General features: G+C 34.5%; 12 protein-coding genes. 5 read left to right on the plus strand and 7 right to left on the minus strand.

What is annotated here, in order from left to right:
* Positions 1-2: 2 nt before the first annotated feature.
* The 5 genes from KKQ79_RS09675 to KKQ79_RS09695 form a co-directional block, all read right to left on the minus strand.
* Positions 3-1,238: an L-lactate MFS transporter gene (locus KKQ79_RS09675; protein WP_250131228.1), complete on the minus strand. Its 1,236-nt coding sequence runs from the start codon at positions 1,236-1,238 to the stop codon at positions 3-5.
* Positions 1,239-1,321: 83 nt separating this feature from the next.
* Positions 1,322-2,413 carry a DUF4407 domain-containing protein gene (locus tag KKQ79_RS09680; RefSeq protein WP_213189943.1) on the minus strand — a complete coding sequence of 364 codons (1,092 nt, stop codon included), beginning with the start codon at positions 2,411-2,413 and terminating at the stop codon, positions 1,322-1,324.
* A gap of 156 nt (positions 2,414-2,569) precedes the next feature.
* A complete protein-coding gene (ruvC, locus tag KKQ79_RS09685; protein ID WP_213189945.1) occupies positions 2,570-3,124 on the minus strand; it encodes a crossover junction endodeoxyribonuclease RuvC in 555 nt (184 codons plus the stop codon).
* Positions 3,125-3,161: 37 nt separating this feature from the next.
* Complete coding sequence (locus tag KKQ79_RS09690) at positions 3,162-4,211, minus strand: hypothetical protein (protein ID WP_213189946.1); 1,050 nt, start codon at positions 4,209-4,211, stop codon at positions 3,162-3,164.
* Between the two features lie 113 nt (positions 4,212-4,324).
* The gene (locus tag KKQ79_RS09695) at positions 4,325-5,380 is read right to left on the minus strand and encodes a fatty acid desaturase (RefSeq protein WP_213189948.1); all 1,056 of its coding nucleotides are present in this window, start codon (positions 5,378-5,380) and stop codon (positions 4,325-4,327) included.
* 104 nt (positions 5,381-5,484) lie between these two features.
* Here KKQ79_RS09695 and KKQ79_RS09700 point away from each other — a divergent pair, with 104 nt between their 5' ends.
* Positions 5,485-6,405: an MBL fold metallo-hydrolase gene (locus tag KKQ79_RS09700; protein WP_213189949.1), complete on the plus strand. Its 921-nt coding sequence runs from the start codon at positions 5,485-5,487 to the stop codon at positions 6,403-6,405.
* A 57-nt stretch (positions 6,406-6,462) separates the two neighbouring features.
* Here the strand turns inward: KKQ79_RS09700 and KKQ79_RS09705 are convergent, their stop codons facing one another.
* On the minus strand, positions 6,463-9,843 hold the full coding sequence (locus tag KKQ79_RS09705; protein WP_213189950.1) for a methylmalonyl-CoA mutase family protein: 3,381 nt from the start codon (positions 9,841-9,843) through the stop codon (positions 6,463-6,465).
* An 80-nt stretch (positions 9,844-9,923) separates the two neighbouring features.
* Between KKQ79_RS09705 and KKQ79_RS09710 the strand changes: the two genes are divergently transcribed.
* The 4 genes from KKQ79_RS09710 (at position 9,924) to rpsB (ending at position 12,112) form a co-directional block, all read left to right on the plus strand.
* Positions 9,924-10,256 (plus strand): hypothetical protein, encoded by a 333-nt coding sequence (locus KKQ79_RS09710; RefSeq protein WP_213189952.1) that lies wholly within the window; start codon positions 9,924-9,926, stop codon positions 10,254-10,256.
* A 123-nt stretch (positions 10,257-10,379) separates the two neighbouring features.
* Entirely contained in the window at positions 10,380-10,835 is a 456-nt protein-coding gene (rplM, locus tag KKQ79_RS09715; protein ID WP_069800991.1) for a 50S ribosomal protein L13, read from the plus strand.
* A gap of 2 nt (positions 10,836-10,837) precedes the next feature.
* Positions 10,838-11,224 (plus strand): 30S ribosomal protein S9, encoded by a 387-nt coding sequence (gene rpsI, locus KKQ79_RS09720; RefSeq protein ID WP_069800989.1) that lies wholly within the window; start codon positions 10,838-10,840, stop codon positions 11,222-11,224.
* 129 nt (positions 11,225-11,353) lie between these two features.
* A complete protein-coding gene (gene rpsB / locus KKQ79_RS09725) occupies positions 11,354-12,112 on the plus strand; it encodes a 30S ribosomal protein S2 (protein ID WP_069800987.1) in 759 nt (252 codons plus the stop codon).
* Between the two features lie 51 nt (positions 12,113-12,163).
* Here rpsB and trmB read toward each other — a convergent pair whose 3' ends face one another.
* On the minus strand, positions 12,164-12,847 hold the full coding sequence (gene trmB / locus KKQ79_RS09730; RefSeq protein WP_213189953.1) for a tRNA (guanosine(46)-N7)-methyltransferase TrmB: 684 nt from the start codon (positions 12,845-12,847) through the stop codon (positions 12,164-12,166).
* Positions 12,848-12,849: the final 2 nt, after the last annotated feature.

Genomic DNA, 12,849 nt, shown 5'->3' on the forward strand with positions numbered 1-12,849 from the left:
TTTTATTGAGCTTTTTTATTTTTCACAAAAAACGATAACCCAATTCCCAAAGCTATTAAAACCAAAGCTACTTTATAAGCATATAACCCTGCGTTTTCGGCGAAATGATCTTTCATGTAAGCGGTAATTTGTGGGCCTAAAATTCCTCCAACTCCCCAAGCTGTAAGTGCTGCTCCGTAAACTATCGGCATCAGTTTTGTTCCAAAAAAATCTTTGATTAAAGACGGTAAAACGCCGAAACCTCCTCCATAATTGAGTAAAATCAAACAAACTCCTACAGAAAATAAAATGGGTGATTTAATAAAAATCAAAGAAGCAAAAACGCACATTTCTATTAAAAGTAATAATCTGAAAGTGGTTACTCTTCCTAATTTATCTGAAATACTTCCCCAGAAAAATCTTCCTAAACCATTGAATAATGCACTAATTGCAATTAAAGTGGCTCCACTTTTTTCTAGCGTTGCGGTGTCTATATTTACGTTTTCGGCTTTCAATAAATCTTGTAATAAAGGTGATTGAAACGATATGAAAATCATTCCTGCAACTACATTAAACATGAAAATCAACCAAATGAAAATAAAATTTGGAGAGAGAATTTCTTTGGTAGCACTTAATTTTTCGGCTGAAATTTCTGTCGATTTTTCTTCTGTTGGCAAGTTCAGAAAATTGGCAAAAAACGGAAGAAGAACCAAAAGAGTAATCCCAATTGCAAGGAAAGTTTTGGCTAAATCTTTTTCAAAATATTCTAAAAATATCGGAGCCAAAAGTTTTGACATGAGCAAAGCGCCCAATCCAAATCCCATTACTACCATTCCCGTTACTAAGCCTTGCTTATCTGGAAACCATTTAGAAACCGTAGCAACTGGCGTTACATAAGCCAAACCTAAACCAATTCCTCCTACAATTCCATACCCGAAATACAGCAACCACAAACTTTCGTTTTGTAAAGCAAAATAAGAAATAATATAACCGAAAGCGTAGAGAAAAGCTCCTATTAACGCTAATTTTCTCGGCCCAAATTTCTGTAAATTTTGTCCACCCCAACTTGCAGTGACCCCCAACATAAAAATGGCTAAACTAAATGCCCAAGCTGTTTCTGAATTGCTCCAACCAAAAGTTTCGGAGACGGTTTTCTGGAAAAAACTCCACGCGTAAACTGTTCCTAAACACAGATGTACCAAGGTAGCCATCACGGCAATAAACCATCTTTTTCCCGAATTCTGCATAGCACTTTTCATATATAATTTGACGATGCAAAATTATCACTTGAAAAAACTTCCAGAAATTTTATGTGGCTGAATTATCGCAGGTTTTCGAAATTTTATTTTCCCAGATTATTTTTAAAATTCTCTATTCTAAAATCTGTAGCGGCATTTCCTTTTTCTATTTTTTCCTTAGAATATAGTCGGTAATCGTTTTCGGTTTTATCGAGAAGATAATCATAAGGTCCAACTGATGAAATTAGCTTCACCAAAACAGGAGAAATTTCTAGCGTAATAAACATCATCATAATGAAAAATGAGGCAAGAGCCATAATTTCATTGGTTTTCCCAAGTTCGTCTAAAGCTTGTAATCTCGCAGCAAAACCATCAAATTTATTTTCTGCTTGTTCAGAATTTTTCTGTTCGGTTTGTAGATTTTGATACACACCAGAAATTTGAGAATCCAAATATTTCAATCTCGGCTCCATTTGTTTTTGGTAATTTTCTAAATCTTTTCTGCGTTGTTCTTTCAATTCAGATTTTCTTTTAGCATTCGTTCCGAAGCCTACTTTTCCTGAAGTTAATCCCGTTTTTGTTCCTAGAATTTCTTTTTCTAATTCCACCGCAGCAGAATCATAAGAAGCTTGATATGTAGCAATTTGTTTCTGAATCTTCTGTTTTTCTTCAGCAAAAGGACCAGATTGTTGCAAAATTCTACCATTCATGGTTTTCTGCAATTCGGTTTTATTTCTTTGGATGATAGTGTTCAACTGCTTATTGACTTCTTTTTCAAAAATTTTCAATTCCAAAGGTTTTGAAATCACAATTCCAAGAAAAGTTGCCAAAATCAAACGCGGAACCGCCATGAAAAATTGATTCCAAAAACTACCCGTTTTTTTGATGGAAGAGACAATATATCTATCGAGATTAAAAATCATGAGTCCCCATAAAATTCCAAATCCAGTCGAAATCCAAACATCTTCGAAAACCGTAAACATGGCATAACTCGCTGAAAGTGTAGCAAAAACGGCAGTGAAAAGTACAATTCCGCCAATTCCTGCGTATTTATTCCATTCGCTAGGAGATTTTTGTAAAATATGTAGATTAGAACCAGAACACATCATCAGAAATTTCTGAAATCCGTTCATCTGATGATATATTCCGCTTTTGGTAGGAATATTTTTATCTGGAGTTTGCGTTTTATTTTCCATAGGAATATTTTTTGATTGGTCGAATAATAACGCAACAATGTTACGAATAGTATTAGGTTTTACACAGTAAAATATTTGTAAAATCATTTTACAATTTTAAAATATTGAATTACAGTAAACTAAAATTTAATTTTACAAGATTTAGAACTCTAAAAATTACTTAATTCTATCAGGATTTTGTTTCAAAAAACTTGCCCAACCCGTGTAATTTTTATCATTTTCAGGTTTTCCTAGATTGAAACTGTGACAAACCGCCACTGCTAAACCATCAGAAGCATCTAGATATTTGGTAGGAAATTCTTTCATTGCAAGAAGATTTTGCAGCATTCCTGCTACTTGTTCTTTACTAGCGTTTCCGTTTCCAGTAATCGCCATTTTTACTTTTTTTGGAGAATATTCGGTGATGGGAATATCACGATGAAGACTTGCAGCCATTGCCACTCCTTGAGCTCGTCCTAGTTTGAGCATAGATTGTACATTTTTCCCATAAAATGGAGCTTCTAGAGCAACTTCGTCTGGATGAAATTCGTCTATTAAAGCTAAAGTTTTGTCAAAAATCCTTTTGAGTTTCGTTTCATGATTGGGTTCTTTTTTCATTACCAATTCATCTATGGCAATGAGTTTCATTTTTCCTTTATGAACAGAAATAATCCCGAAACCCATTACAGAAGTTCCCGGGTCGATTCCCAAAATGATTTTTTCGGCTTGCATAAGGCAAATGTAGAGAATTTTTTCTTTAGAAATAAAGCTATCTCACGTTAGAATTATTATAATTTCTAATCACGAAATTGAGTCCAGTTTCTAGAATTTCGCCCATAGATTCACATTTTTTGAACTGAATGCTATAAGTAAGTTTGTGTAATCCTGCTTTCAATTCTTCTACATGTTCTGGTTTAGAAATCTCATCTCTTTTCATAATTTCTAGCAAATGAGGCAATCTTCCGTCTGTACTGGCGCGTTTTGCAATGGCAGAACGAACTTCTTTACGGTATTGTTCGATGGAATTGGGTTTAAGTCTATCATAAACCATTTCTACCATTTTTTTATTTTCTTTGAAATATTGAGGCAGATAAATTTTGAGATTTCCTTCGTAGCATTGCTGGTCAAAATCAATCGGACGAATTCTATACACCACTTGGTCAAAATCATGCGCAGGAATCACCACGTAATTGTAAGAACGCATATCTCCAAGTAAACCAATAAGACATCTTTCGTTAAATTTCACAAACTCTTTGGCAATTTGAGCTTTTTCTTGAGGTGAACATTGGTCTAAATGCTTTTCTATAAAGACATCTCCAGGAATTCCTAAAATATGTTCCTCAATTAAAGTGTCTTTGTACAAAAGGAAATTAATACGATTTGGAGACAAAATTTCTTCTAGTTCCAGTCCATAAATCCTAGAAGCATCTGCTTTTTTGATGTAAAAATTGGTGTAATTATCATTCAGAATATTTCTTACTCTAATTCTGAACGGTTTAGAATTCCCAAACGTACAAAAATGAATAGAATCTACCTTCAAAAAAGGAAGTACATCTACATCTCCATCAGAATGTAAAAGCGTGTAAATTTTATTGAGATTGGCTTCGATTTCGGCGTGTTCAAATTCTGGGTAATACACATTGAGCCAAAGTGTGTCCTTGCCTTCTTTATCATGAACAGGCATATAATCTGAAAAACGCAATAAATCATCATAATAAAATCTGATATTGGTAAGTCGATGATTTTTTTCCAAATAATCCATCAATTCTGGATTTACGGGATACATTGGTTTTCTGAATTCTATTTTTACGTCTTTCATCCTCCTGAATTTGTCTTTTCAAAGATACAAAATCTTTTGCAGGGCTTTTCTTTAACCTCAACAAAAAACCTCCAAGAAAATCTTGAAGGTTTGAAATATCATGTGAAATAATTTTATGCTTTTACAGGAATGGTTTTCAGTTGTCTGAAAGTAATCATTCTGTAATTTTCTTCGTCCCAAAGCGTATAAAAAGCATATTTTACACTGCTTAATAAAGTAATAGTGGTCACATATTTTTGGAAAATTGGATTCTCCTTGCTGCATTTTTCTAATTTATAGAAAGGAACTTTCGGAGCCAAATGGTGAATATGATGATACCCAATATTTCCTGTGAAAAAGTTGAAAATTTTTGGCAGTTTATAATAAGAACTTCCTTTAATTGCTGCTAAAAGATATTGCCAATCTTCTTTCCATGCTTTGTAATTTGGGTCGTGCTGATGTTGCATGTAAAAAAACCAAATTGCTGTAAAAGCAAACGTGATAAGGATAGGAATGTATAAAAGTGCTAATTTTTTAAAACCTTCGATAAGGTCAAAAGTCGGCAAACTTAAAATCATTCCTAAAATGGCAAAAAATCCTAATAAGTATAAATTAGTTCTCAACAGAGTTAAACGCTCTTTTTCCCAACCTTTAAATTTGATAAAAGGAATTCTGTTGTGAATAAAAATGTAGTAAATAGGCCCCAAAACAAACATCACGGGTACCGAACGATAAATTCTGTATTTAATCTTTCCCCAATTAGAAAGTTCGTTGTATTCTCTCACTGTCAACAAAGTAACATCTCCAATGGTTCTGGTATCTAATTGACCTTGGTGTGCATGATGATGATTATGAGAGCGTGCCCAATATTTGTAAGGAATACACGTCATCAAACTCATTAGAAATCCTGTTCTATCGTTTTTAGTTCTGTCCGGAAAAAAAGATTGATGCCCGCAATCATGCTGAATAATAAAAATTCTGGTTAAAAATAATCCTGCCAAAAAGCAAATTCCTAAAGCGCCCCAAAATTGAAATTCATAAACTATGGCTGCCGCTATAAAAAGCAAACCGAAAGGTAAAACTGTTTTCCAAACCTCTTTTCTTGCTAATTTTACTTCAGGTGTAGCATAAGGTTTGATGAGTTCCTTCCAGTTTTTTAAGTCGTTAATGATGTTTTGTTCTCCTCTCATTTAATTATTATGTTAAAAAGACAAAGATATTATTCTATGAATAAAAATTTTAAATTTTAAGACTATTTAACGTATAAATAATTAAATTCGTGAAAAATAAAATCATGAATCGCAAAGAATTTCTTACCACTTCTCTTGGCGCAACTTTAGGTGTAGCATTTTTACCTCAACTGTTGGCTTGTACTTCACAGAGAAACATTTACAATGCATTACTTCCTTTAAAAGGCGAGGTTTCTAAAATCAGAGGAAATGTAAGCAGCTTTACCAATCGTGGTGGAACTGTAGGTTTGTTAGAAACCAAAGATTCATTTGTAGTTATTGATGCTCAATTTCCAGATTTTATTCAACCTTTAATTGACTCTATTTCTCAAGTCAAAGGAAAACCGATTGAGTTTCTTTGCAACACGCATCATCACGGAGATCACACTGCAGGAAATTTCGCTTTTAAAAATTTGACTCAAAAAATTGTGGCACAAAAGAATGTTCCAGAATTGCAGAAAAATGCAGCAGAACTCGCTAAAAATGTAGACAAACAAGTTTACGCCAATATTTTATTTGAAGACCAATACCTCATCAAATCTGGTGGAGAAAGAGTAACTGCTTATCATTTCGGAGCGGGACATACTTTTGGTGACGCGATGTATCATTTCGAAAAAGACAATGTGGTTCACATGGGAGATTTAATGTTCATCAACATGATTCCTGTTTATCGCGTAAAAGATGGTTCTAATTTTAGAAGTTGGATTTCTGTTTTAGAAAAAGCCATTTCTACTTTTGACAAAGACACTTTATTTATTTTCGGACATGCTCCAGATAAAAATCTCACAAAAGGAAACCTAGAAAATCTCACCGAAATGAGAAATTTCTTAGAAGCCAGCGCAGATTTTATTAAAAAATCTCTCGCCGAAGGAAAAACCACAGAACAACTCACCGAAAATCTAGTAGTTCCAAAATTTGAACACCGAAAAGCCATGAACAAAGATTTCACCAAAACCTTTGTAGAAGGAATTGCTAGTCAGTTGTAACAAAAAAACTCCAGAGAATTCTCTGGAGTTTTTAAATTTTTGGAAGCCGAACTTCGGCTACATGTTTCTTCTGTATTTTCCACCCACTTCGAAAAGTGCGTTGGTTATTTGTCCGAGAGAGCAATATTTCACCGCTTCCATCATCACTTCGAATAAGTTTTTCTGATTGATCGCAGCCATTTGAAGTTTCTGCAACCATTCATGAGTTTTATCTTCGTTGGATTTCTGGAAATTCTCTAAATTCTGAATCTGCAATTGCTTTTCTTCTTCAGTAGAACGAATTACTTCTCCTGGTAAAACCGTTGGCGAACCATCTTTTCCGAGGAAAGTATTCACGCCGATAATTGGATATTCTCCTGTATGTTTTAACCATTCGTAATGCATGGATTCCTCCTGAATTTTAGAACGCTGATACATGGTTTCCATTGCTCCTAGAACTCCGCCTCGTTCTGTAATTCTGTCAAATTCTGCATAAACTGCTTCTTCTACCAAATCCGTCAATTCTTCAATAATGAAAGAACCTTGAAGCGGATTTTCATTTTTCGCTAAACCTAATTCTTTGTTGATAATCAACTGAATCGCCATTGCTCTACGTACAGATTCTTCAGTTGGCGTGGTAATCGCTTCATCATAAGCATTGGTATGCAACGAGTTACAGTTGTCATAAATTGCGTACAACGCTTGAAGCGTAGTTCTGATATCGTTAAAATCAATTTCTTGTGCGTGAAGTGAACGACCAGAAGTTTGAATGTGGTACTTCAACATTTGACTTCTTTCATCAGCTCCATATTTAAGTTTCATGGCTTTTGCCCAAATTCTTCTCGCTACTCTACCGATTACCGCATATTCTGGGTCGATTCCATTGGAGAAGAAGAACGATAAATTCGGAGCAAAATCATTGATATTCATTCCTCGGCTCAAATAATATTCCACATACGTGAAACCATTTGCCAATGTAAATGCCAACTGAGAAATTGGATTTGCGCCAGCTTCGGCAATATGGTAACCAGAAATAGAAACCGAGTAGAAATTTCTCACTTTATTTTGAATGAAATATTCCTGAACATCGCCCATCAATCTCAAAGCAAATTCTGTAGAGAAAATACAAGTATTCTGCGCTTGGTCTTCTTTCAAAATATCCGCTTGAACTGTTCCACGAACCGTTGCAATAGTTTCTGCTTTTATCTTTTGATACGTTTCTGCATCTACAATTTCATCACCAGTTAAACCTAGAAGTTTTAAACCCAATCCGTTATTAGATTCCGGCAAATTACCGTTATAAACTGGTCTTTTTAAGCCTTTATCATCGTATTTTTCTTTCAACTTTGCCTCGACCTTGTTCTCAAACTCTGCCTTAACCTCTGCCTCAACCTGATTAATATATTTTTCTACGTTTTGGTCGATGGCTGCATTCATGAAAAACGCTAAAATCATAGGAGCTGGCCCGTTAATCGTCATCGACACTGAAGTCAATGCATTGATTAAATCAAAACCTGAATATAATTTTTTAGCATCATCTAAAGTCGCGATAGAAACTCCAGCATTCCCAATTTTTCCGTAAATATCTGGCGGGTAAGCAGGATCTTGACCATATAAAGTCACAGAATCAAACGCTGTAGAAAGTCTTTTCGCAGGCATTTCCGCCGAAACATAGTGGAATCTTCTGTTGGTACGTTCTGGACCACCTTCACCTGCAAACATTCTGGTAGGATCTTCACCCGTTCTCTTGAAAGGATAAATTCCCGAAGTATAAGGAAACGCACCTGGAACGTTTTCTTGACCTTTCCAACGAATTAAATCGCCCCAATCTTGGAATTTTGGCAAAGCAATTTTTGGAATTTTAAGATGAGAAAGCGATTCATATTTGGTTTCTACCTTAATTTCTTTTCCACGAACCAAATAAGAGAAACTATCTTGTTGCATTTCTTCTTTGAAATGATGCCAACCTTGAAGGAACAACCTGTTTTCCTCCGAAAGTTCTTTTTTCGTTTTTAGGAAAACTTTTTCAAGTTTATCTGTAGTATGTTCATCATCTGTAATCAGCGCTTTCGCTCCTTCAATAAGGTACATTTTCTTAGCAATTAGCGCTTGTTCCTCAACTTGTTTATCGTAGTTTTTGTTATTATCTACGATTTCTGAAAGATAACGAACTCTTTTCGGTGGAATAATGGTAGATTCTTCCGAAACGTTTTGTTCTTCGTATGATTTTAAATCTAATGAAGTGAATTTAGCATTTACTTTTTCAATCAATGCATTGTACAAAGCGGTAGTTCCCCAATCGTTAAACTGACTTGCCTTCGTAGAAAAAACTGGCATTTCTTCTAATGGCGTTTCCCATAATTGGTGGTTACGCTGAAACTGTTTTCTCACCGCTTGAATAGCATCTAAAGCTCCTCTTTTGTCAGATTTATTCAATGCGATTAAATCTGCATAATCTAGCATATCAATTTTTTCTAACTGAGTAGAAGCACCGTATTCTGGCGTCATTACATACATAGAAACGTCTGCAATTTCAGTAATTTCGGAACCAGATTGACCAATTCCAGAAGTTTCTAAAATGATAATATCTGGACTAGAAATTTTAAGAACATCTAATGCAGAATGAATGTAAGGCGAAACCGAAACATTATTCTCACGAGTAGCCATAGAACGCATGTAAACTCTAGAATCATTGATGGAATTCATTCTGATTCTATCGCCTAAAAGAGCGCCTCCTGTTTTCTTTTTAGAAGGGTCTACAGAAATAATTGCGATTTTTTTATCCGCGTTAGCTCTTAAAAATCTACGCACCAATTCATCTGTTAATGAAGATTTACCAGCGCCTCCAGTTCCTGTAATTCCGATGATGGGAATATTGAAATGTTTTGCTTTTTCTTTTAATGCTTCCACCAATTCTGGTTTTTCATCTGAAAAGTTTTCTACTGCAGAAATCACTTGCGCAATAGATTTAGCATCTTCAAATTTAATTTTTTCAATATCAGTAACCGAAATGCTTTCGCCCGTTGCAAAATCAGATTTCTTCACCAAATCGTCGATCATTCCTTGCAATCCCATTTCTCTACCATCATCTGGAGAATAAATTCTGTCGATTCCGTACTCCATTAAATCTTTAATTTCTTCAGGAAGAATTACTCCACCACCTCCACCAAAAATTTTGATTTGAGGAGAGTTCTTCTCACGAAGTAAATCATAGATGTATTTAAAATATTCATTGTGACCGCCTTGATAAGATGTAAGTGCAATAGCGTTTGCATCTTCTTGAATAGCACAGTTTACTACTTCTTCTGCGGATTTATCATGGCCAAGGTGAATAACTTCGCATCCTGTTCCTTGAATCACTCTTCGCATAATGTTAATGGCAGCGTCATGTCCGTCAAAAAGTGAGGCTGCAGTAACTACTCTTACCTTATTGTTAGGTTGATATTTTTGGGTTTCCATAAATAACTTTTCGATAGGTCTCAAAGATAGAAAAATCCCGATAATTGAAAAATTAAGTATTTTTGTAAAAATTTTAAAACATGAAGAGAGCTTTATTGTATACAATAGCAGGAACCTTAATCAGTTTTTTAATCAATCATTTTTTACTAGAAAGTGGTGGATTATGGCTAGAACTTTTTTACAGTTTTGCTTTCGGATTAGCTTGGGGAATGGCTTTTTATTTAGACAATCCTGTTATTTCTTTACCGAAAAAACTAGTAATTTCTTTTGGCGCGATGATTTTTTTAGTACTGATTGGCGCTTTCATTTTTGATTTAGAAAAGGCTTTACCTTCTGTTTTTAAGTTTTCTATAGTATTTGTGGGGTATTATTTACTGGCAAGTTTCAGAAACAACAAGTCATTAAGAGATTGAAAATTAATTTTTTAAGGTTAAATTTACGTTTAAATCTTGATAAAGTTTTTCAATTCCAAAAAAAATTAATACCTTTGCACACCTTTTTAGGGGAAAATTATGTTTAATCGTAAACGATAATAAGTGAATACATTAAGTTACAAAACCGTATCAGCTAACAAAGCTACCGCTAAGAAAGAATGGGTTGTGGTAGATGCAGCTGGGCAACCGTTAGGAAGATTAGCTTCTAAAGTTGCAAAGATTTTGAGAGGTAAGCACAAAACGAATTACACTCCACACGTAGACTGTGGTGATAACGTAATCGTTTTGAATGCAGAACAAGTTGCTTTATCTGGCAACAAGTGGGCAGACAAAGAATACATTTGGCATACTGGATATCCAGGTGGTCAAAAATCGTTAACTGCTGAAGAAGTGCACAAAAAAGACAATTGTAAATTGGTAGAAAAATCTGTAAAAGGAATGTTACCAAAAAACAAATTAGGAAGTGTTATCTACAAGAATTTGTATGTATACGCTGGGTCTGAGCATAAGCACGAAGCACAGCAACCAAAAGTTATTAACCTTAACGAAATTAAATAATTATGTCTATAGTTCACAAGATTGGAAGAAGAAAAACTTCTGTAGCTAGAGTTTACGTGAAACCAGGTACTGGTAACATCACTGTAAATGGTAAAGATGCAAAAACTTACTTCTGTACTGACATGTTAGTATATAAAGTAAACCAACCGTTCTTATTAACTGAAACTGTAGGTCAGTACGATGTTACTGTAAACGTTTTCGGTGGTGGAATTACAGGTCAAGCTGAAGCAATTAGACTAGGGATTTCTAGAGCACTATGTGCAATTAATGAAGAAAACAGATTAGCGCTTAAGCCAGCTGGTCTTCTTACTAGAGACGCTAGAATGGTAGAAAGAAAAAAACCAGGTCAGAAAAAAGCAAGAAAGAGATTCCAATTCTCAAAACGTTAATCTTTTTTCTCGGTTTATTTACAAATTATTACAAAAATTGCCCGTTATGTTTAGCACCCAAACTTTACTCCCATCCAACGTAAAGTTGATTGCTTAAAAGCGGAACGTAAACTAACAAAAATTAAAAAAATGGCAAAAGCACAAGTTAAAGACTTATTAGAAGCAGGCGTACACTTTGGTCACATGACTAGAAAGTGGAATCCTAATATGGCTCCATACATTTTCATGGAGAAAAACGGTATTCACATTATCGATTTGCATAAAACTGCAGTGAAACTAGATGAAGCTTGCAACGCTTTAGAAAAAATTACTTCTGCAGGAAAAAAAGTTCTTTTCGTGGCTACTAAAAAACAAGCTAAAGAAGTAGTAGCAAAACACGCATCAGAACTTAACATGCCTTACATCACTGAAAGATGGCCAGGTGGAATGTTAACTAACTTCGTTACAATCAGAAAAGCGGTTAAGAAAATGAACGCTATCGATAAAATGAAGAAAGATGGTACATTCGAAACTTTATCTAAAAAAGAAAGATTACAAGTAGACAGACAAAGAGCTAACTTAGAGAAGAACTTAGGTTCTATCGCTGACATGGTTAGACTTCCTTCTGCTGTATTCGTAGTAGATATCATGAGAGAACACATCGCTGTAACTGAAGCTAAAAAATTAGGTATTCCTGTATTTGGTATCGTAGATACTAACTCAGATCCTAGAAAAGTAGACTTCGTAATTCCAGGAAACGATGATGCTTCTAAATCTATTGACATGATTCTTTCTGTAGTATCAGAATCTATCAAAGAAGGTCAATCTCAAAGAAAAGCTGATAAAGAAAAATCTAAAGAAGGTGAAAAAGTAACTGCTGATGCAGATAAAGACTTTGACGCTGAATAATTTTTCGAAGATCAACAACAAAAAACTCTCAAGAAATTCTTGAGAGTTTTTTTATTTTTGATTCAATCTAAATTTAATATAGGTAATGGTTTTGCCTTTAGCAGAAAATAATTCCTCATAATAAGTTTTTATTTCCCTTAGATAGAGAGTATCTGGTTCATATTCTGGCGCTCCATATATATCATGGTGAGCGGTTAGAATTTCGTGGCCATATCCTTGTAAAATCCCCAAAGTATAACCATGCAGAAACTCAGAATCTGTTTTCAAATGAATAATTGCGGAAGGTTTCAGAATTTTTTTGTAGCGATTTAAAAAATCTGGATGGGTGAGTCTATGTTTCCCTCTTCTGTATTTAATCTGAGGGTCTGGAAAGGTAATCCAGATTTCATCAACTTCATTTTCATCAAAAAAGCAATCTATCAATTCTATTTGGGTGCGTAAAAAAGCTGCGTTATTTAAACCTTTTTCTACTGCTTCTTTTGCTCCAAACCAAAATCTTGCTCCTTTAATATCTACTCCGATAAAATTTTTCTCAGGAAAAGCTTTTGCCATTCCTACACTATACTCACCTTTACCACAACCAAGCTCTAGAACAATAGGATTGTCGTTTTTAAAAACCTTTTCTCTCCATTTGCCTTTGAGTTCAAAATTACCTAAAGCTTCTTCTCTAGTTGGTTGTATTACATTTGAAAGTCTTCTATTTTCTTCAAATCTTGCTATTTTATTCTTCCCCACAA

This window comes from Cloacibacterium caeni (genome assembly GCF_907163125.1).
Lineage (GTDB): Bacteria > Bacteroidota > Bacteroidia > Flavobacteriales > Weeksellaceae > Cloacibacterium > Cloacibacterium caeni_B.